Origin of the sequence: Bacillus cereus group sp. MYBK14-1 (genome assembly GCF_051916885.1) — a bacterium.
GTDB lineage: Bacteria > Bacillota > Bacilli > Bacillales > Bacillaceae_G > Bacillus_A > Bacillus_A cereus.
This window is the reverse complement of sequence record NZ_JBQAHM010000008.1, coordinates 1-19,432: the sequence shown is the minus strand read 5'-3', so window position 1 is coordinate 19,432 and position 19,432 is coordinate 1. Positions and strand designations below refer to the sequence as shown.

Genomic DNA, 19,432 nt, shown 5'->3' with positions numbered 1-19,432 from the left:
AAAAGAACTTGTAGGACTCTCTACAAGTTCTTTTTAGTTTAAGGTGAATATACGGGCCAAACAAACTATCTTACAGATTGACTGTAGAAACTTTAGGGGTAATGCTTTGACAACTATATTATATAACAAATATTAACATCCACGGGATTTATTTTTGAAAATTATGTGAATTAAGAAAGAAAGTAGTTTTTTTAGCTATTATTGTTAATAACTGACGGTATCCTTATATTTCAAGAAAAAATATAGGTAGCCCGTTAAAGAACCCTGCAGAACAGGTTTATTAACATGTAAAGTGGCAACCTATTTTTCAAAACTACAGAAATTCAACATTTTCGTTATACCGTATGTATAGTAAAAGGCATCGACACCATTCATGTCCCGTACAAAAAAGCGAAGTCTTTAACTAAACTTCGCTTTTCAATGTATTATGAATTACAGGAATTATTGCTAAATGCCAAAAGTGTATTTCTCCAAATATAAATCTTTTTTATTTCAGCTAACTTTGCAAAAGAATTTGATCAAATATAATTAATTATTGATTAACCGCTTTAGCTACAAGTACTGCGTATGCTTCTGCACCTATATTGGTTAAATGCACACCATCAGGTGCAAAGTAGTCTTTCTTTCCAGCACTTGCTGCATACCAATCAACTAGAGTTACATTAGGATATTTAGGTACTGTTACTTTCAGTCTCTCGTTCACAATTGATTCCCACGGACGTGGCACTCTCGTATTAATAAATATTATTTTACGTTCGTTTCCAATTAATTTTATTAATGAAACAAGTTGCTCAGTAGTAAAGGCTCCATTTGTTCCTAATCCGATAATGACATAGTTTCCTAAATTCCCTTCATTTTTTAACTGTTCAACTACCGGAATCGCTTTTGACAGCTGACGACCAATTTGCGCATCAATCCTAATATCAGGAAAAGTATTTTTTAAATATGGAGTAATATCAATCATAACGGAATCGCCTATCGCAGTAACTGTGAGTGGATTTTTAGGTTTTGCAGGATTTACTTCTTTTGATTCCCCTTGATTTAGTGGCGTTTCTTGATCTGCATTTTCCCAAACAGCAACTGGATGTGGCGCCGGTTTTGTTTGTACTGTTTCCACCTTATCTTGTTGAGAATTCTCCTTAGCCTTACTAGCATTTGATAACCCTAAAACTGCTATTGACGAAAAGAATAATGAACAAACTAAAGCTAACTTAACACCTAAAGTGACATTTTGAAGTCTTAAGTTCTTAAACTGAATGTTCCGAAGCGCACCTTGTCGGATTGGTTTTTCGATAAACTTCCATGAAATTTGCGCAATCAATATGATTAAAAGAAATTGAAAGATTGCTCTTATTATTGAAAAATCCCCTACATTTACTTTTGGAGTCGTTAATGTAAGAATTGGATAATGCCAGAGGTATATGCCATACGATCTTACCCCTACCCAACGTAAAGGCCTAAATCGCAAAAATTGAGCAATGCGACTAGCTGGATGAGCTAGATTTGCCACTAACAATGCTGTTGCAATTGATAAGAGAACCATTCCTCCCTTGTATAGAAATGGATCATATTGATTGGTCTTCCAAAACATAACCAAAATTATAATAAGAGCTATGCCCCCCACTACATCAAGAATGAAACGCGCCTTCGGGATAATTCTATTAGCAAGCCTATTGCTTGGCCAAACTAAGGCAAGTACCGCTCCGATAAGTAAGGAAAAGGCCCTCGTATCTGTACCATAATATATTCTACTCGGATCAACTCCAGGTTCATATAAATTTGCCATTGCTAAAGCTGAAGCAAACGCTCCTAGACAAATCAATAAAATCATACGGGATTGTTTTTTTATGTAGTAAAGTCCTAAACTAATAATAAACGGCCAGACAACATAGAATTGTTCTTCGACTGCTAACGACCAAAAATGATTTAATGGAGAAATCTGGTTAAAATTATCAAAGTAAGATAATTTATGATAAATATACCACCAGTTACTAACATAAAATAATGCCGCTAATGAATCTCCGCGCATTTTTTCAAGTAAAGAGCTATGAAAAATCGTAATCCATGCCAATGTTATAACGAGCATAACAAGCATTCCTGGAAGCAATCTTCTTGCTCTACTAAGCCAGAATTTTTTCAAATCAACTCTCTTATTTCTCTTCCACTCCATGGCTAGAATATCTGTAATTAAATAACCTGAAAGTACAAAAAATACTGTAACCCCTAAAAACCCTCCAGGTAACCAATTAAAATTAATATGATACAAAATAACACCTAGTATAGCTAGACCCCTTAGACTGTCCAACCCAACCATATAACGACTATTTTTTTTAAAAGGTTTAGTCATCCTACATTCACCTCTATTTCTTGGTAACTAGGTTAATAATAACGGCTTGAACTACCCCCACTTTCACTTCGTTTAGAAGTGGAGGATTCCTAAGTAAAGAGTTCTATCGAACTCTAATTGATTAGGCTAACCCCGCAGGCCTTGCGGTTAGAAGCCTTATCGCTTCATTCTTCCAATTGATACTTGCGTTAATATCCCTATCATGGTGTGTACGACAAGAAGGACACTCCCATTTACGTAGGTTTAGATTTTTAACGTCTTTATTTTGATACCCACAACATGAACATAATTGGCTTGAAGCAAATGTTTTCGATACGACAATGACTTGTTTGCCATACCATTTTGCTTTATATTCCAACATGGATCGAAACTGTGACCATGATACCTCACTAATTGCTTTTGCTAACTTATGATTCTTTAACATATTCGATACTTGCAAATCCTCTATACCAATAACATCGTGGTTTTTGATGATTTCAGTCGAGATTTTGTCCAAGTAATCTTTTCTAGCATTTGCCATGTATTCATGAATTCTAGCTACTTTTACTCGTTGTTTATTCCAGCGAGAAGATCCTTTCATTCTTCTAGAAAGAACACGCTGTGCTTTTGCCAACTTCTCTTCTAACAATCGAAAAAACTTCGGATTTTTATAGGTTGTTCCATCTGACAAAATGGCGAAATCTTTTAGTCCCACATCCATTCCAATGTAAGAATTTGTTTTCGGAAGTTCTTGCACTTCTGTTTCCACTAACAATGACACAAAGTATCTACCAGAAGGGTTCCGTCTAACCGTAGCATTTACAATACGTCCTTTTACTTCACGACTTTTGGCAAATCGAACAAGACCTAGTTTTGGCAATTTCATTTTGTTTCCTACAACGGCAATGTTTTCATTTGTTTGTTTTGTGGTGTAAGATTGTACGTTGTTCTTCTTAGATTTGAAACGCGGGGCACTGTTTTGTTTTTTGAAAAAGCGTGTATAAGCATCCGCAAGGTTGCGAACAGATGACTGAATCGCAATACTATCGACTTCTTTTAGCCAAACAAACTCTTTCTTCAAGGTAGGAAGTTTGACAGAGCATGTACCGTATGTCAAACCTTTTCCTGTTTCTTTATATGCATGATCCCATAGAGATAGGAAGTGATTGAATACAAAACGAGAGCAGCCAATCGTTTTATTGATTAGTTTCGCTTGTGCTTTATTTGGATAGATACGAAATTTATATGCTTTATTGATCAACATTCATTTCACCCCCATTTCGATATAATTCTATTATATAACAAACGTACATTCGGTTGGTAGTGAAGTAACAGTTTATGTATGTCGAACAATTAAGATGGCTTTCTGCCATCCCTTGTCCGAATGCAATTCATCTCCCACCTACTCACTTCGCGTTCCTTGAGGAAGGAGTCTTCTTGGCTAAAATGATAAAATGCTATTAATTTCCTAAAATCATATAAGCTAAATAAACCGTTACAAACATCATTTTGTAAGGCTTTTTTTTATATTTACATGCACAGCAATAAATACTTTATCACGTTATCTGGCTCTGTTGTGAAAATTTTTATAGTAGGTGTTTTTACTCTTCCTAAACAAGAAGAATTTGCCCAATCGAAAATTTATATACCGTGTGTCTTAAAGTAAAATTTTGATACGTTTTTACAGACATATCAAGGCCTGTGACATTTTGAATATAATCGATAATGCATACGTAAAGGATTTTGCATATAAAAACATTATAAGAAATGGATATGCATAATTACATATTTCTCTTACTGATAAAGCGCCTCCATTTCAAAAAATCCTCATTAATATTTTTAATCTCTTTGTTAGCTTGATAGCTTAATGGTATAGCAAACAAACCATAATCGGGATATTTCCACAAGTATCAATTGGAAGAATGAAGGAATAAGGCCTCTAACCACAAGGACTATGTTGAATACCTACTAACTAAGTTGGAATTCGATAGAGCCCCCTTACTTATTAATTCCCCCTCTTCTATACGAAGTAATAGTGGGAGTAGTTCAATAAAGGGTTAATCTTTATTAAGTAAAATTACTGGGAGTAAAAAAGGAGACTTTCGTGTTTGTAAGAGCAACAAAAAGAACTTGTAGGAATCTCTACAAGTTCTTTTCAGTTTAAGGTGAATATACGAGATAAAAAAACTAACTTGCAAATTCATCATAGATACTACAGGGGTAATGCTTTGACAAGTATATTATATAACAAATATTAACATCCATAGATTTTGATTTTGAAAATCCTGTGAATTCAGAACAAAAGTAGCTTATTTTATGGTTTTACCGCTAAATTATTCACAAAACTCTCTATAGAATTCGCTTGGAATATACGGAAATAAGAGGATTGAACGTCGTAATATTTGTCGGTAATGATAAGAATTGAAGGAAAGAATTTAGAAGTTTTCGGTTGCCAAGATTCATTATGCCATTCTTGGCTATGGAAGTATAACTCATATCTATTTATCTTATCTTGCATTATCTTTTTACTGTACACTGACTTTTGAACTTCAATAAAGAATGGCGACCTACGCCATATAGTAAAAGCATCCGGCTCCATATATTCCTTCCCATACTTTGGTTCCACTTTGAATAACTTAGGATTTTCATAATGAACAGGTTGTTTGTATACGTCCACAATACCAAGGAAATGAGGAATTTTTTGACTGTTTTTTCTGATAGAACTGGGTTGCGGAAAATAAATGTATGGGTGTTGCAAGACGTTAGCATCAACATGGCCGTCTCTTCTTAATCGTTTCATAACCGTATTACAGCAGGTTATTGCATTCTTTAAGCCTTGGAAATGCAAGTCAATAATATCATCTCGGGACATGCATCTAAATTGCTTCAAATCATTCAGAATTCCTTTATCTCTACTCTTCATCATCTAACACCCCAAATAACGGCATTTCTACTTGCGATGAATTCTTGAGTATCTTCTCCCCTTTAGACATGCGATATGGTTCAACAATTTGTTTCGCCTTACTTAATTCCAAATAAGGAGCTTGCACTTTCTTTAATCCATTGCGTTTAAAAATCATTTGTCCAGATTGCTCTAAATACTCTGAACCAGGAGTACCCATAATATTACTATTAATCACACTATCACATTTAAAGCCCATTCTTACAGTCATATTAAGTTTTAACTTACCATCTAACACCTTGGCATCTGGCCTCTGCATACTAAGCAAAAGAAATACCCCAAGTGATCGCCCAACTGCTGAAATCTTTTCAATTGTAGCCATACACTCTTTTTCATCTTTAAGCATAGCCACCTCATCGATAGCAAGTAGGATATATGGCTTTTGATGATCTGGATTTAATTTGTTGTACGCATCAATATGATCAACTTCATATTCTTCCATAAGTTTTCTTCGTTCCCTGATTTCCTTCCATAACTTTTGAAGCATTATTTTCATTTCGATTTCTTCCATACAAACTTCTTTTACATGCTTCACTCTACGTAAAAAATGAAATTCAGAGTTTTTTAAATCACCAAGATACAAATGCAACGTATTAGGAGACAAATATTGAATGAGTGTGGATAGCACAACACGTACCATACTACTTTTCCCGCTTCCTGTTTCTCCTGCGATCAATAAGTGCGGTGAATTGGAACCAATCATGTCGTACGCAATCATTTTTCCGTATTGGTCCCTGCCGACCACAACAGGTAAACCGTAACTTTTTAATTGTGGCTGCCATTCTCTATAACAATAAGTATACGGCTTTAGCCCAGCATTCGAATGAAATACATGTAGGACAAACTTTTTCACATCCCCTTCAATCGTAATATTCCGTCCTAATATTTGCTGAAAACAAAACCACTTCTTTTCAATCTTCTGTGGATCTAATCCGTTTGGTATGGTAAATACATATCTCACGCTTTCCGCTGAAGAAGATATATTATATATCTTTGGATAAATAGGCACTTTCCCCCCGCGTGTTTGATGTTCCGTATATAGACCTGTTTTTCCAAATACCTCTATAAGTTGATTCCTTAACCTTTTTGTATGAAGCCAATCCTTTATCATTCTCATATAATTCCCCCTAAAACATGATGAGGATGCGAATAAATACATATCCAATCAAACAAACTCCGCCTATTCGCATGCCGTAATAAATACCTTCACTTATAAATTTAGCTGCTGATATATGGTCATGTCGCACTAAATATTTTTCTAATATGACTGCCCCTATTAAAACCGTTCCCATTACTCCTAATGCAATGTAAGTATGTAGTACCTGATCCGACATATGAAGGAATGCGAAAGGACTAACTGAATTGTATTTATGTATTTTCTTTTCTTTCTCTTCGTAAGATCGATTCATACACTCACGAAAAGAAATTGTTTCCTTCCTACCACGCATTTAATTGCCCCCCCTCTATAAACAAAATGAACAAACTAGATAAAATATAGGGTTTATGTGCCTATTACCTTGATAACACTATCTTGACTGTTAACTTGGTAGATACCTTGCTAGTACATAGGCTGGTTGATTTGGTATCTAATTTGGTAATAAGTTTACTAAATACCAGAGTGGCTACCTTGATACATCATATTGCGTGGGGCTTGTACATTATTAACACTTTTGTTTAAAAAAATCATGCTTTGGTAAAGATGTGATTAATAGAGAATTTATGAATAGGAGTGTTCACAATGTTTGGCTTGGGGAAACCATTATCAAGGTTTGGTAAATTTTTAAAAACAAATAGTATTACTCAAACCGAATTAAAGGAATGGAGTGGAGTAAATCAAAATACAATTAGTCGTATTTCTCGTTCAAATACATACAAACCTTCATTAGGGAATGGCCAAAAATTAATTAGGGCCTTAAAAAGGAAAGGTTACAGCGTAGACTTTGAGGATTTCTGGATGTAATAATCAGCTCGTTAAACCGAGCTGATTATTTTTTGAAGAATTCATCATTCTTTTTGATTTTTGTGCCGTGTTAGCTTATATAAAAGTGCTAAAATTCCAAAGAACGTGTATAAAAAGTGACAAACAAAAGATATATTGTCAATAGCAATAATATTAATACACAAGTAAAATACACGATAGATATACGCTTTCTATTCTCTTTCCAATTACGTATACTGGAAATTATAAAACTTACTATCACCATGCAACAAATCCCTACCAAAAACACCAATACATACTCGTGAATAATAACACCACAAATTAAAAATATAACTGCTAATATTGCTAATAGTGAATGAACTACACGCAAAAATAACCTCTCCTTATCTCATTGGAAACATATTAATGTACTATTATTTTATTTAGCAAACAGATGGTTTCCAATTTGTGCAACGGTTTGACGTGTTGTAATCCATTTATCAGTCGAGGTTTTGGGATTGTAGAAATAAAGCCAATCAGAATTTGTTCCTTTTGAAGTGAGAGCCTCTTCTACTGCCATTCTTGCTTCCTGTGTAGCAGGCTGATTAATTCTACCGTCTGTAACAGGAGTAAATGCATAACCATTTTTAATGGGTTCATAAATTACACCTGTAATTGTATTTGGAAAACCATTTGCGTTAGCACGATTTAATACTACCTTTGCAACTGCAACCTTTCCTGCATGCGGTTCTCCTCCTGCTTCTGCATTTACTAATCGAGCCATTAAATCCACTTCTTGTAATGAAATACCAGTATCAATCTTTAAGTGCTGCCCGACAAAAATATGATTTTCATCTACGTTATTGTTTTGTTTTATTGACTGTATTGAAACCTTATATTGTTGTGATATAGAACTTAGTGTATCCCCGCTTTTCACTTGGTAAATTGCTTGATATGTATTAGTTGAAACTGTTGAATTATTTTTTTGAACATATTTGTTTGCAGTTGACGATACCGGAATTGTTAAACGTTCTCCAATATTAATTTGATCATTTGCTTTATTGTTTTCTTGTTTAAGTGATTGTACAGAAACCTCATATTGTTTACTTATTGCTTCTAGGGTATCATTCTTTTGAACCGTATAAACCGTTGAAGCCGCAGTCCCTACTGGATTTGTTACTACTGTAATCATTGCAGCAGATAATGGTAACCAGGTTTTCGCCTTACATAACTTCATTCAAAAAAGCCTCCTAAAAATTATTAAGTACTCTTAATATGTTTAAGTTAAAACAAATCAAGCTATCTATAGCGTAACAAAACATTGAATTCAAGTCATTGAATTTGTATTTCTATATAATAACTGAGTTGCTTACAATATTGAAATTGAATTATTATAGTTATGTTTCAAAAGAATTGAACAATCTAATTCTTAAACTAAATATGGTGAAAGTAGAGGCTGATTTCAATTGCCTAATAGTTTCTTCCCAAAGAACTGTTTCTATATGCTATACTGACTCCTAATTAATTGTAGAAGGAATGATAAAAATGAGTGATAGATCCTCAAGACGATGGAAAATGCAACAAAAATTACGGGCACTGAAAACCAAAAATAACAATGATACAAACCCTTTGTTTAATGAATGTATTGAATCCCTCGGAGCAGAAACTCTCATTTTCTCTCAAAATAAAAGCCAACAGATTGTAAATACTTTAATAAATTCATTTCCTATAACTGTCTCTGGAAGAATAGATTGGGAACAGATAGACAATCAATTAATAGCTTTAAATAAAGAGCAACTAATTTCCCTTATTAAAGAAAACAAACCAGATTTTGATGAACAGATTTTTATATTATGGGATAATAATGAAATCCCTGTAATAAGCACAAATCTTGATAAAGTATTCCAATCACTAGTTGATATTGATGCAGTCAGTTTTTATTTCTGGTTATTGGATAAAGAATATAAATTTATAATTGAAATAAAAAATGAAGAAATGATTATGGTTGGATTTAGCTAATAATCCAATCCACTTTCCTCATTCTTTTTTTCTATAAATGAGCTTTTTCCACCGAAGCTATGTCGCCTTTAGCAATACGAGTACCTCTTTCAATTTCATGATCTTGCATAATTATCCTCTTTAGGAACTTCATTGTTAACAACCAACACTCCGACTTCTCCATGGCAACTACTGTCCACCGTTCCAAGAACATTGTGTTCCTCGTTATACCGATACGGGGATGTACCTGCAATTCATATCCTGGTAGAGCCTTAAAAACTTATATTTTTGGGACACTAGCATGTTTCTTTTTTCATTTATAAGTTTAATATTTCTTATACGGCATTTGGATTTTGCGATGTAATTTCAATCTAGAATGGGAATTCCCTCTCACTACTTGTCTATTGTCTTGTTATTCGCTTTTTCCTAGTGGGTTATAGCAAACGACAAGACTATTATTTTTTCTTCTAATCCCGTACTTATATTCTTTGATTTTGTTATTTTTCCTTAACAAAAAACAAGACGCCAACCAGATCACGGAAGCGCCTACAATACTTGCTATAAACTTAACTAAACTTATTTACCTTCACGTCATTTACTTCTTTGTTTCCATACCCCATTCTCTTTACGATAAGTATTCTTTCCATTCATGAATCCCGCTGTATTACCAGGAATGCTATATTTTTTATTCTTAGCTTTCTTCTTCATTCTCTTTTCTTCTTGAACAGCTTGCAGATCCACCTTCCATTGTTTTAACAAATCCTCTTTACGTCGCATCGAATTTGTACCCCTTATATCGAAAAATAAATTGAATAATCATATTATATACATTTAAATATATTTTTCAATAAAAAGAGAGCACCCCCGCTACCGGTGCTCTCAATGTGAATCGGGGTTATCCTGAGCATTGAATAGGACACAAAGAACTCGTCCTATTACATAATATGCTTGTCCTTATAATAATGTGCATTAAAAAAGCACCCTCGCACAGGTTCCAAATAATACATATACTTTGAATTAACTAACATGTTCGAAAAGACCTTTCCATATCATTGTATGATTATAAATTATCTTTATACTTAAATGACTCCTTAAGTATGTTTAATGTATAATTTCTATATAACTAAAAAAAAGCACCTGCATCATATAACTTTCTATCTTTCTTAACTATTCGCTTTATGTTTGGTGGTTGGGAGAAAACCAAGAATCTTCTCATTTATACTCCGTAGGTTCAGTCAGTACTTCTGTTGTCCCCTCACCTTCGCTCACCAATTATGGTTACGCAACATGATACCTACTAACAAATAAATCTATATATATAGTTTCAAAAATATGTGGTTGAGTGTTAAAATTGCATAGGTACTCTTTAACGTATTCCCCGAAAGAATTCTCCTTCCTCAAGCGTGTGAAGGGCGTAGCCCTACGATAGGTGGGAGATGACTTTCGGTTTGGCATAGCCAAAAACTTTTGATAAACTTGCTATATGAAGTTCTTTGATAACTTGATATAGAAGGTTGCAGGAAGAAAATAGAGTGCGAAAACCAAGCCATTCGGTTCCTGCGTAAAATATCAACCGTACCAACAGAGCATCCATGCGTTGGACATCTAAGGATGGAACACCCCGAAGTAACGCTCAGGGAGACGAAAGGTTACTTTCGTCGTGGAACTGATAAGCTCCCACTTCAAGCTTTGCTAAGTGGCGAGTAGTTCACGGAGTTCTCATATAAATTAACAAGAGTTTAAAAATTCTCGAATCTTAGCCCCTTGGAGCGCCCTCCAAGGGGCTGAACTAATTAAAATATAGATTATATGCACCTTTATTATTTTTATTGACTCTATATATTGCATATACGTAATATTTTTGTGAAACATCGCGGGTTTCAAATACAACATTTTTTAAAGAACTCTTATCTTTCCATAAGAGTTCTTTTTTAATAATGCATTTGTTTAAATTCTTAAATTTGGCCAGACAGTCCAGTAATTCTCAATACTTTGTCAATCTTCCTGATTGTCGAAACCCAAATACATAATTATTTTCACCTCGGCATCCTAATAATACAATATTTTAAAAATAGATGAAGTTATGTACCAACAAACAAATTTTACATGAATCAATTACCAAAAATAGATAAAAATTTTTGACTATAGCGCATTTACCTTTATGAATATGAGATACAGACGAAATACGGGGAAAAATAGGTCATAGGACAGAAATGAAATCTGAAACTTCTAAACTATCTTTTTATTTCCTTTCGACATAATATGACAATATAAAGATATATGATGTGTTATTATTACTGTTGCAATCTTAAATTTTACATAATTGGAGGAACAAACGTGGGAAAAATATTTAAGTTTGGATGCCTAGGCATTATAGTTTTATTTGTAATCGGAATAATTGCTATGGTTGCTGGTGGCGGTGATTCAACAGAAACAACTTCAACAGACACTAAAGCAGTATCAAAAGAAGGGGTATCTTCTGATGTGAAAATCGCTGTAGGATCTATGGAAACAGTAGATTCTGTAGGCAATGAATATACAAAAGAACAAGCACAAGGTGTATTTAAAATTTTAGAAGTTACACTTACTAATAATCAAAAAGACGCTATCACTGTTGATGCTAACAGCTTTAAATTAGTAGATAGTAAAGGTCGCGAATTCACATATTCAACACAAGGTCAAACATCTTTTGACTTAGCTAACGGTGGAAAAACTGACTTCTTCTTAAAACAATTGAATCCTGGTCTAACACAAACAGGTAAAATTGTATTTGATATACCAAAAGATGCTGAAGGAATTTTCTTAAAAGCTAGTGGTGGTATGACGGGTAAAGAAATTAAGTTAAAAGTAGAATAGTAAAAAGGTACTCGAAAGAGTACCTTTTTTTCTCACTGACCGACATTACATAACACGGGAAAATAAGATGTGGATGAGAGTCCCATACATATTATTAAAATTAAGACGGTTCAAGTATGAGAAAGGCTCCTTAAGTTAGCTATTCTTTTTGAAAAGTAACTTTACACATAGAAAAAATCTCATATATTGAGGCTTTATAGTAAACATTTTAGTATTTTCTTCCTACAAACTCTCAGCGGGAAGAATCATAAAAAAACATTGAATTACTGAAGAATTCTGTCCTCAACATTACATTAGATTTGCATCATATTTATTAATCGTGAATACATTTCACATTCTTCTTTCGACTTTTTTATATAATTGTGAGCAGCATGAAAAACATCCAAAAATTGATTAAGAAAAAGCACTTCCAAAATATTCCGCAATACTTTCCCATTAAACCTACTATGATAATAAACGTCTAATTTTTTCTACACAAAGGTTCTGTATACTCATATATATTTATTTTAGCTTTAAGATACGTTCAATTTCCTCCACACTCAACTTACTTGCTTTTGCAATAGTTTCAAGTGGTACACCAATTTCATGCATTCCTCGGATTATCTGCATCTTACCTTGCTCGATTCCTTTTTCCATGCCCTCTTGTTCTGCATGCGCTAACTTAGCTTGTTCATCTAGAAGTAATTTCTCTCGAGCTTCATATGCTGTTCGGAAAGAAGAATCATGGCTCATATTTTACCATTTATTTATTACCTTTTGTAAAATTGGATCTTGATTCATCGCAATCTCCTCCAATATTTGAGTAAAATTCTTCACACATTATTGAGATTCTTCTCCGTCTAGAAAATTAAAATTACCATCAATAAGATTCTGTAAATACTCATCAAAGCTGTTTGCAATCACTTCATATTCATCGGGGTCGTGTAAAAAACGAATGATTTGACCACATACCCCTTCTTCAGAAGGATTAAAATCAATATACAGCTTTGATGTTCCACCGTTGTTCATACAATCTGAAAAGTGAATATACGTGCCAGGGAGAAGACCTTCTGGATTTATCTTAGAGTCAACAGCATCCTCGTCATCTTGGTATTCTAAAAGATAGGAGACGTCTTCTCCTTCTTTTGAACTTTCGATCATTTCCTGTGTAGAAAGCAAATAATATGGATACTCTTCAACATCTGAGCCTAAAATACATACCGTGACTTCGTTTTCTCCATATTTCCGCCAATATGTACCATCGATATTTTCAAGTAAAGTGATTAACGATTGTGGACAATTTGGATATTTCGTTCTTAATATATCAATATCCCCTTTTGTAGCACCGTATGCTTTATTTAGTGCTTCGAGATCATCTGTTGATAATGCTACTTTCAAACCGTTCAAAAATTTTTTTACCAAATCCATTATTTTGTCCTCCCCAAAAACGAATATAAATTTTCTTAGTCTATATACCTAACATAAATAAGATTTGACCTTTAACCGTTTACACATCTAATTTAATTAGTAGCATTACGTTCTAGCTCTTCTCGATTAAAGTATTGTTCTAGTAACTCTTTACCTGTTTTGATTGTAGTATAGTACTCTCCACCATACAGTTTCCCTTCTGATGGTTTATGAAAATCTTCGTATTTAGGGAAGTCTTCATTCTCTTCAAATGATTTCTTTGCAACTTCCATGTCTTCTGCTTCTATTTTAGCAAACAATCTACCTATACCGAATAACCCTTCATCATCAATACTTTCTTCTATAAGATAGTGTTCCTCTTCCTCTATAGGTGTCATTTTACTTTTTCTAACAGAATATAGATGACCCGTTTCTTCTTCTCTTACCGTAATAAAAATCCAACCAACTCTTACAACTGTACAAGGTTCTAATCCTAATAGTGTATAAGCAACTACCTTTTGGTCTTTCACATATTTCCCCATTTTATCTACCCCTTGTTGTTTATTTTGTTTAAAAGTTAAAATATTTTCAACGTGGTGATACATATCTATAACCATATAAAACCGTAATTCCCTTTACTACAACTGTTTTTTTTCAATGCTTTTCACTACCTCCTTTCCTGTTAAACAATTCATATATTAAATATAAATTGCAAATTCTATAGGTTCCTTTTTATTCCCATTTTGGTCATCCTTTTCGTTCCTATTAATAATTTTTTCAACTTCTATTAAGCCAATTATTGTCTATGAAAACATTAAATATTCCCATTTTTATCATACAGGATAAAGAATGATTGCACCAATTATTACCATGCGTTTCTAAAGTTTTTTGAAATGACGTTATTACTTTTTAACAAGTTTATTATTCGCGTACATCAAGTGTACAATGATATTTATTTTGCCATTATTGAAACAGAGTAAGATAGTAGCTAGTTCATCTTAAAGCGAGCTTTTTAATTCTAAATACAAAGAGCTATCATCATTAAACATGATGATAGCTCTTATATTAATCCAAACTAATTTCTTGATTATTTTTTTATAAATCCCCACCAACTAAAACAAGTTGTAATTGTTCATATATTTCCTGTGTATCAGGTGTACTTTCTGCCTGCTTACGTTCACGTTTAACTGTAGTATCATTTTCCACTAGTATTTCTTCTTTAGTTTCTGCGACCATTTCTATGTGCTCTAGTACAGCTACACGCTCTAAGCCTTCCATTTCATCTAAATCTTCTACATCATCTGCATCGTCAATTATTTCTGATTCTTCTGTTTTTATAATCTCTCTCTGTTCTTTTTTCAATTCAATTACTGCTGATTGCTCTTGTACTATGCTCTCTTTTTCAAGGCTAAATTGAGCAACTTCAATTACCTCTAAAGGTTTATTTTTAGTATTTGCAATTTTATTTGCTTTTGCTATAGCAATTTTCACTTTCATCGCTCTTAATGAAGAGGATATTTTATTTAGTATTCTTCCTAATCCATAGAAACGAATTGCCTCAACTATAACACCCATTGCAATTCCAAAAATCCATGAGCTTGAAAAATACCCAACTAAGCTAAATATTATAACTCCTGGTAAATATAAGCTAGCATAGGCTATTAAATTAGGTATAGCTTTTTCTACTGTTAATTTGAAGCTATATTTAATTATTAAATATATAGCACTTAACCCCACTATTAAACCAGCCAGATTTAATAATAAATTTTTAAAAGTTTCACCTATCATTATAATTTCCTCCCTTTATGAAAGAAAATGCTCTAAAGGCAAATCTATTAGAGGGTTATAGGATGGTTTCACCTCATGTAAAACCTTCTCTACTATAATTTCTGCATATTTAAGCATATAGTCAGTTAAACTATTACCCTCTTCTAACACGCTTCCATAATCCACCTTCGGAAACAAGATTTTCTACTCTTTTACCATTTCACTAATACAATAATTCATTTCATATTCATTGAAATTGAACTTTAACACCTAGAAATATTTAAATAACTTATTGTCATAATAACAAGGTACAGTCTCCATCTCTTTTTTTCTCTAATAATCTTTGATAAATAGGTTCTCCCAATTCTTTTAAAGTACCAATTCAATACTTTTCTCACCTATAACGTTACGTATTGCAGCAGCTGGTGATTCTTCAAATGAAAAAGGTATATGATCTTTCTCTTACCAAATCATGTACCCTAATGATTGGCTTACGGCCATTAATTATAATTAGAAATATTGTATATTTTCCCTTTTCAGCATAAAACTGAAACTGTGATTCAAATTAATAACTTATTGAGTTTTTTCTTCAGTACCAAACTTCAAATTGGAAATCCCATTATCAATTGCATCTTTTATACTTTGAACTGTACTCTCAATGCCCCCAATTATTGTGAAAAGTAGTAAGGAAACACACTGTCCTATATCCGCAACAACATGTGCAAAGCAAAAGGCAGATTGATATGTTTTACCTTCTACTAGAACTTCTATCATCTGCTGATGAGTAGCAGATCTCTCAACTTCCTCTAAAATCTTAGCTATTCGCTCAAATCCATTTAGTTCATTCGTTTTAGTAGTAACATACATTATTTTTACTCCTACTACTTAGTATGAAATTTGTTTAATAAGTTAGTGGAAGTGTTACAAACCCTTTAGAGTAACTGCATAATAAAATTCCTTTTCAAATATATACAACACCCTTCATCCTTTCCTTATGGAAATATCTATATAAACGGCATAAGCCTAATTGTTTTTAAACACAAAAAACCCTTTCGGGTATATGAATTTTTGTAAGCAAGGCTGCTTTACAAAGTCATTTCCCCGAAAGGGTTGTAGTATTTATGGATTAAAAAAAGAAAAAAGAAAGTCTTACATACATTATATAAATTATCATCATCATATTCAATTTATTTTCAACAGAATATTCAGACTCCTATTTGTATTCAAGTTCTATTTTTCTTTATAATATGGATATATTTTAAAGGATTAAGCTATAATTCCTCATTACCTTCTGATATGCATGTGGAAAAAAGTCAAGATTCTAATAATTTTCCTTTTTTACTATAATTAGATTGATATATGCAGACTATTTGTTTGCTATAGTTCCTTATCACTTCTTGATATTATATGATATTTCACCACTGAGGACCTCTAAAATAACATTATTTAGGGACCTCCAATTATGTATAAAAGCACTAACTTTATATACTTAAAATATAACATGTGTAACTTTTGACTAAGTTTGATAATTCGCCTTTAACTATTAGTTCTATATTAGGAGTGGATCTTATGGAAGGAAAAACATTGATAAAATATATTTTTTACTTTTTTTCTTATTTACTTGTTTATATACCCTCATTTCCAGTTATAGTTATTCTTAGTATGGCTGGTGCTTCTCCTGATGTAGAACATACTATACTAGAATGGATAATTACGATTTTTGAGTTATCTGTTACAATTTTAGGTGCTTGGTTTTTTAACTTTATTTTCAAAAATATTATAGGAATTAAGAAGAATACAAAATTCACCTGGACTATCTGTATTCTTCATTTAATTCTTATTCCTTGGACATGGAGACTTCTTCTTTATTATTAAGTTATCAATCTTTTTTATTAATAAAACTACATTTCAAATCCTGATTATTTAATCGTGTACTTGCATACTAAAAAAATAAATTCCTGTGTTTGTCTTAAACAAATATTCTTCATAACAGCATGCATAATAACCTCCTGGATCTAATTTAATCCAATAAACCTCATCTGGTTCTTGTTTGAATACATTTAATAACTGCTCTATTATAAATTCCTTCGGAGTCAATCCATGTAAATCATATCCGCACGGTATTTTCCCAAACCAAGAAGACTCTCCATTGGAATATTGGCAAATTAGGAATTCTTTTTTCCATTCTTTCAAGCGGATGAGTTCTAATGTGTCATTACTAGTAGCATATGTCGCCTTTTTGGCAAGTACAAAAATATTGTCCTCTTTATTTTCTGACATAATACTAAGCTCATAATAATTCCTCACGTATTCATCTGTATTTATATCTGCAAAATCACTTAAGATTTTATTAATTGTATTCATTTTTTACTCCTTTTAAACGTTGCTTTAAAATAAAGTTTAATCAAAAATCTCTTACCAAATTAGATTCTATGACTCACAAAAAAGAATCGATTTAAAAAAAGATTGATTAGAATCAACTCTTTCTTTAGGATTGCATGAACAATTTTCATAAAAAAATTTGTTCATTTTCTGTTCATGTTCCTAGAAAATATAAACTTTTGGTTGATTCATTCTAAAGAGATATTTCATACTGATATAACTTAATTCATAACTTTATACTTTTTAAAATTATACGACTTTCATTTAAAAATATAGCATTTAGAACTAACATAACCATCTATCGTTTAAGAGTTAGATGGTTATGTTAGTTATTGAAAAACTAATACAAACTTTCATTTTCTGTAAAAAGCAGCAAAACCATTCATGCACTTTGCGTCGAAAAAACAAAGTTATCAATAGAACCTATTACATATTATTTTTGATATACAATTATTTTATAAGTTCATAGATGTTACTACTGTTTTGAATTTTCTCTGACGTTAGCCAGAGTGAATAGCTTGTTCTATCTTTGTTGGATACAAATATATCAAATTTCTCGTTATGTAGTTCTTCTTTAAGAATCGTGACCACCTTTGTCAAATCCTCCATTACATCGGGATCATTTTTATACTCCATAGAACTGTCATTAAAAACTATCGTAGCTTCATATTTTGGGCATTTCCCTTCCTTCGGATGTGCACAAGTAATATCTTTAATTACAAAGCGGTCATTTTGAATTTCTTTTAATCTTTCAACGACTTTTGTTTGAGTTTCAATTAAATATGTCCAATAACCGCTTACTGTGTCTTTCATTGTTAGTAGAAGTTCTTCTTTCGTTATACCCTTTTGCACATCTTCGAAAGGAAGACCAATCGATTTACCATTATGATCCTCAATTTCAAGTTCTGTTATGTTTCTATTACTCTTTTGAATGAGTTGAAATAATGTATGTAAACGATCTAATTCTATAGTTTCAAATTGAATATAATCGATTTCCTTACTCATTTTTAAGGTTAATAACAACTCATCTGTTGGTTTTTCTGCTGCATTGTTATAATCTACTATATATTGAAGAACATTTTTATTTTCAGATTCCTCGTAACCTAACTTTTTCATTTCTTCAAGAATGGGTTTGAATTTCTTATATTCCTCGTATGTGTTTTTCCCATATTCGTATTCATCACCTTGTATTTTGGAATAGAAGATACCATTTACCTCTACTCGAAATTGAATATTTTTATTATCCTTTGCCTGAACAGTATGGTACGTATGTCCCATATTTCCTTCATGTATCCCGCCCCAATCTGTTACAACAACATCGAAACCATGTTTTTCTTTTATATATTTTTTCACCTGATCTTCATTTTCATAATTGCACCCACTCAAACATAAGAAACATAACACTAATAACCATACATTTTTCATTCTTTTCATATAACCCCTCATATCCCTTCCTTACATAAGAAACGTTCTCTGGTTGAATACTGTAAAAATATTAAAAGGTAAAGTAATCTTTTGAATAACGTACTTCATTCGTTCAATTATTTTCTCGCTAGCGCCAAGGTAGGTTACTCCATAATCTCGGCGGGAAAAATTACAAAAAACATTGAATTGCTGAGAATTTCAATTCTTAACATTAAATCAGATTTGCATCATAAATGTACATCCTCATTTACCAGGTATTTTCCTTTATTAAGTCTTTGTCTTATAAATAATTCTGCAATAAGTGAACTACCCGCCACTTAACGTCCTAACGGACTGTTTGAAGTGGGGGCTTCTCGGTTAGTCGTTACTTTTGATAGCTAACGAATTCGTCCTAAGACAGCCGAGCTAACTC

18 protein-coding genes and 2 pseudogenes are annotated in these 19,432 nt (G+C 32.6%); 4 read left to right on the top strand and 16 right to left on the bottom strand.

What is annotated here, in order from left to right:
- Positions 1–532: 532 nt before the first annotated feature.
- The 5 genes from ACTFR3_RS19870 to ACTFR3_RS19850 all read right to left on the bottom strand — a co-directional run bounded on the left by ACTFR3_RS19870 (position 533) and on the right by ACTFR3_RS19850 (position 6,736).
- A complete protein-coding gene (locus ACTFR3_RS19870; protein WP_139848179.1) occupies positions 533–2,347 on the bottom strand; it encodes an acyltransferase family protein in 1,815 nt (604 codons plus the stop codon).
- A gap of 121 nt (positions 2,348–2,468) precedes the next feature.
- The gene (gene tnpB, locus ACTFR3_RS19865) at positions 2,469–3,590 is read right to left on the bottom strand and encodes an IS200/IS605 family element RNA-guided endonuclease TnpB (protein ID WP_440044702.1); all 1,122 of its coding nucleotides are present in this window, start codon (positions 3,588–3,590) and stop codon (positions 2,469–2,471) included.
- 1,050 nt (positions 3,591–4,640) lie between these two features.
- Positions 4,641–5,216: a replication-relaxation family protein gene (locus tag ACTFR3_RS19860; RefSeq protein ID WP_440044790.1), complete on the bottom strand. Its 576-nt coding sequence runs from the start codon at positions 5,214–5,216 to the stop codon at positions 4,641–4,643.
- 22 nt (positions 5,217–5,238) lie between these two features.
- Positions 5,239–6,405: an FtsK/SpoIIIE domain-containing protein gene (locus tag ACTFR3_RS19855; protein WP_440044701.1), complete on the bottom strand. Its 1,167-nt coding sequence runs from the start codon at positions 6,403–6,405 to the stop codon at positions 5,239–5,241.
- Between the two features lie 10 nt (positions 6,406–6,415).
- On the bottom strand, positions 6,416–6,736 hold the full coding sequence (locus ACTFR3_RS19850; RefSeq protein ID WP_017658154.1) for a hypothetical protein: 321 nt from the start codon (positions 6,734–6,736) through the stop codon (positions 6,416–6,418).
- Between the two features lie 290 nt (positions 6,737–7,026).
- Between ACTFR3_RS19850 and ACTFR3_RS19845 the strand changes: the two genes are divergently transcribed.
- On the top strand, positions 7,027–7,248 hold the full coding sequence (locus ACTFR3_RS19845) for a helix-turn-helix domain-containing protein (protein ID WP_017658153.1): 222 nt from the start codon (positions 7,027–7,029) through the stop codon (positions 7,246–7,248).
- Positions 7,249–7,645: 397 nt separating this feature from the next.
- Here ACTFR3_RS19845 and ACTFR3_RS19840 read toward each other — a convergent pair whose 3' ends face one another.
- On the bottom strand, positions 7,646–8,443 hold the full coding sequence (locus ACTFR3_RS19840; RefSeq protein WP_048538543.1) for a LysM peptidoglycan-binding domain-containing protein: 798 nt from the start codon (positions 8,441–8,443) through the stop codon (positions 7,646–7,648).
- A 308-nt stretch (positions 8,444–8,751) separates the two neighbouring features.
- On the opposite strand from ACTFR3_RS19840, the gene ACTFR3_RS19835 reads away from it, so the two are divergent.
- A complete protein-coding gene (locus ACTFR3_RS19835) occupies positions 8,752–9,225 on the top strand; it encodes a CDI toxin immunity protein (protein ID WP_001283878.1) in 474 nt (157 codons plus the stop codon).
- A 31-nt stretch (positions 9,226–9,256) separates the two neighbouring features.
- Here the strand turns inward: ACTFR3_RS19835 and ACTFR3_RS19830 are convergent, their stop codons facing one another.
- Positions 9,257–9,418 (bottom strand): hypothetical protein, encoded by a 162-nt coding sequence (locus tag ACTFR3_RS19830; RefSeq protein ID WP_017658151.1) that lies wholly within the window; start codon positions 9,416–9,418, stop codon positions 9,257–9,259.
- A 377-nt stretch (positions 9,419–9,795) separates the two neighbouring features.
- A complete protein-coding gene (locus ACTFR3_RS19825) occupies positions 9,796–9,981 on the bottom strand; it encodes a hypothetical protein (RefSeq protein ID WP_001253021.1) in 186 nt (61 codons plus the stop codon).
- A gap of 1,560 nt (positions 9,982–11,541) precedes the next feature.
- Between ACTFR3_RS19825 and ACTFR3_RS19820 the strand changes: the two genes are divergently transcribed.
- Complete coding sequence (locus ACTFR3_RS19820) at positions 11,542–12,060, top strand: DUF4352 domain-containing protein (protein ID WP_000516011.1); 519 nt, start codon at positions 11,542–11,544, stop codon at positions 12,058–12,060.
- A gap of 501 nt (positions 12,061–12,561) precedes the next feature.
- Here the strand turns inward: ACTFR3_RS19820 and ACTFR3_RS19815 are convergent.
- From ACTFR3_RS19815 to ACTFR3_RS19790, 6 genes and pseudogenes are all read right to left on the bottom strand, one after another.
- Positions 12,562–12,873 (bottom strand): annotated as a pseudogene (locus tag ACTFR3_RS19815) (Rpn family recombination-promoting nuclease/putative transposase); the annotation flags it as partial.
- A 6-nt stretch (positions 12,874–12,879) separates the two neighbouring features.
- Complete coding sequence (locus tag ACTFR3_RS19810) at positions 12,880–13,467, bottom strand: SMI1/KNR4 family protein (RefSeq protein ID WP_097863211.1); 588 nt, start codon at positions 13,465–13,467, stop codon at positions 12,880–12,882.
- 92 nt (positions 13,468–13,559) lie between these two features.
- On the bottom strand, positions 13,560–13,988 hold the full coding sequence (locus ACTFR3_RS19805) for a hypothetical protein (RefSeq protein ID WP_048538582.1): 429 nt from the start codon (positions 13,986–13,988) through the stop codon (positions 13,560–13,562).
- A gap of 46 nt (positions 13,989–14,034) precedes the next feature.
- Positions 14,035–14,180 (bottom strand): annotated as a pseudogene (locus tag ACTFR3_RS19800) (transposase); the annotation flags it as partial.
- A gap of 361 nt (positions 14,181–14,541) precedes the next feature.
- Positions 14,542–15,234 (bottom strand): hypothetical protein, encoded by a 693-nt coding sequence (locus tag ACTFR3_RS19795; RefSeq protein WP_440044700.1) that lies wholly within the window; start codon positions 15,232–15,234, stop codon positions 14,542–14,544.
- 552 nt (positions 15,235–15,786) lie between these two features.
- Positions 15,787–16,080, bottom strand: coding sequence for a hypothetical protein (locus ACTFR3_RS19790; RefSeq protein ID WP_017657372.1), 294 nt, complete (start codon positions 16,078–16,080; stop codon positions 15,787–15,789).
- Positions 16,081–16,782: 702 nt separating this feature from the next.
- Here ACTFR3_RS19790 and ACTFR3_RS19785 point away from each other — a divergent pair.
- Positions 16,783–17,088: a hypothetical protein gene (locus ACTFR3_RS19785; RefSeq protein ID WP_000398639.1), complete on the top strand. Its 306-nt coding sequence runs from the start codon at positions 16,783–16,785 to the stop codon at positions 17,086–17,088.
- 48 nt (positions 17,089–17,136) lie between these two features.
- Here ACTFR3_RS19785 and ACTFR3_RS19780 read toward each other — a convergent pair whose 3' ends face one another.
- Positions 17,137–17,577 (bottom strand): hypothetical protein, encoded by a 441-nt coding sequence (locus ACTFR3_RS19780; RefSeq protein ID WP_001092362.1) that lies wholly within the window; start codon positions 17,575–17,577, stop codon positions 17,137–17,139.
- A gap of 468 nt (positions 17,578–18,045) precedes the next feature.
- Positions 18,046–19,029, bottom strand: coding sequence for a hypothetical protein (locus ACTFR3_RS19775; RefSeq protein ID WP_440044699.1), 984 nt, complete (start codon positions 19,027–19,029; stop codon positions 18,046–18,048).
- Positions 19,030–19,432 lie beyond the last annotated feature (403 nt).

What these genes read in the sequence shown, in the direction of transcription:
- ACTFR3_RS19870 (WP_139848179.1), bottom strand. Translation starts at nt 2,347, where the DNA reads ATGACTAAACCTTTTAAAAAAAATAGTCGTTATATGGTTGGGTTGGAC.
- tnpB (WP_440044702.1), bottom strand. Translation starts at nt 3,590, where the DNA reads ATGTTGATCAATAAAGCATATAAATTTCGTATCTATCCAAATAAAGCA.
- ACTFR3_RS19855 (WP_440044701.1), bottom strand. Translation starts at nt 6,405, where the DNA reads ATGAGAATGATAAAGGATTGGCTTCATACAAAAAGGTTAAGGAATCAA.
- ACTFR3_RS19850 (WP_017658154.1), bottom strand. Translation starts at nt 6,736, where the DNA reads ATGCGTGGTAGGAAGGAAACAATTTCTTTTCGTGAGTGTATGAATCGA.
- ACTFR3_RS19845 (WP_017658153.1), top strand. Translation starts at nt 7,027, where the DNA reads ATGTTTGGCTTGGGGAAACCATTATCAAGGTTTGGTAAATTTTTAAAA.
- ACTFR3_RS19840 (WP_048538543.1), bottom strand. Translation starts at nt 8,443, where the DNA reads ATGAAGTTATGTAAGGCGAAAACCTGGTTACCATTATCTGCTGCAATG.
- ACTFR3_RS19835 (WP_001283878.1), top strand. Translation starts at nt 8,752, where the DNA reads ATGAGTGATAGATCCTCAAGACGATGGAAAATGCAACAAAAATTACGG.
- ACTFR3_RS19830 (WP_017658151.1), bottom strand. Translation starts at nt 9,418, where the DNA reads ATGTTCTTGGAACGGTGGACAGTAGTTGCCATGGAGAAGTCGGAGTGT.
- ACTFR3_RS19825 (WP_001253021.1), bottom strand. Translation starts at nt 9,981, where the DNA reads ATGCGACGTAAAGAGGATTTGTTAAAACAATGGAAGGTGGATCTGCAA.
- ACTFR3_RS19810 (WP_097863211.1), bottom strand. Translation starts at nt 13,467, where the DNA reads ATGGATTTGGTAAAAAAATTTTTGAACGGTTTGAAAGTAGCATTATCA.
- ACTFR3_RS19805 (WP_048538582.1), bottom strand. Translation starts at nt 13,988, where the DNA reads ATGGGGAAATATGTGAAAGACCAAAAGGTAGTTGCTTATACACTATTA.
- ACTFR3_RS19795 (WP_440044700.1), bottom strand. Translation starts at nt 15,234, where the DNA reads ATGATAGGTGAAACTTTTAAAAATTTATTATTAAATCTGGCTGGTTTA.
- ACTFR3_RS19790 (WP_017657372.1), bottom strand. Translation starts at nt 16,080, where the DNA reads ATGTATGTTACTACTAAAACGAATGAACTAAATGGATTTGAGCGAATA.
- ACTFR3_RS19785 (WP_000398639.1), top strand. Translation starts at nt 16,783, where the DNA reads ATGGAAGGAAAAACATTGATAAAATATATTTTTTACTTTTTTTCTTAT.
- ACTFR3_RS19780 (WP_001092362.1), bottom strand. Translation starts at nt 17,577, where the DNA reads ATGAATACAATTAATAAAATCTTAAGTGATTTTGCAGATATAAATACA.
- ACTFR3_RS19775 (WP_440044699.1), bottom strand. Translation starts at nt 19,029, where the DNA reads ATGAAAAGAATGAAAAATGTATGGTTATTAGTGTTATGTTTCTTATGT.